Raw genomic sequence first — 250 nt, forward strand, 5'->3', positions numbered from 1 at the left:
CGGCCCGAGACGCAAAGACGGCTCGGCTCCGGGAGCAGCGGCTGAAGGCTGAAAAAACGCCCTCCTTGGAGACACGCGATGGAACAGCTTCGCAGTGAAATGGGTGTTTTGGCGGATCCCGGCTTTTGGGTAGCGCTGGCGGTCGTGCTGTTGCCCTACGTGATCGGCGTTGCACTGCTTCTGTGGGTGACCACTCCCCCGGCTCCACAGTAACGTTCTTCCACCGTCGGTTGGTGGACGCATTATTGCT

General features: G+C 60.8%; 1 protein-coding gene. It reads left to right on the forward strand.

Annotation, left to right across the window (positions count from 1 at the left end; genetic code table 11):
• The first annotated feature begins 78 nt into the window (after nt 1-78).
• Entirely contained in the window at nt 79-213 is a 135-nt protein-coding gene (locus E5W70_RS32840) for a hypothetical protein (protein ID WP_292665526.1), read from the forward strand.
• Nucleotides 214-250 lie beyond the last annotated feature (37 nt).

This window comes from Mesorhizobium sp., assembly GCF_005063415.1.
Lineage (GTDB): Bacteria > Pseudomonadota > Alphaproteobacteria > Rhizobiales > Rhizobiaceae > Mesorhizobium.

Excerpts from the sequence above, each read along its gene's own strand:
- E5W70_RS32840 (WP_292665526.1), top strand. The coding sequence starts at position 79 with ATGGAACAGCTTCGCAGTGAAATGGGTGTTTTGGCGGATCCCGGCTTT.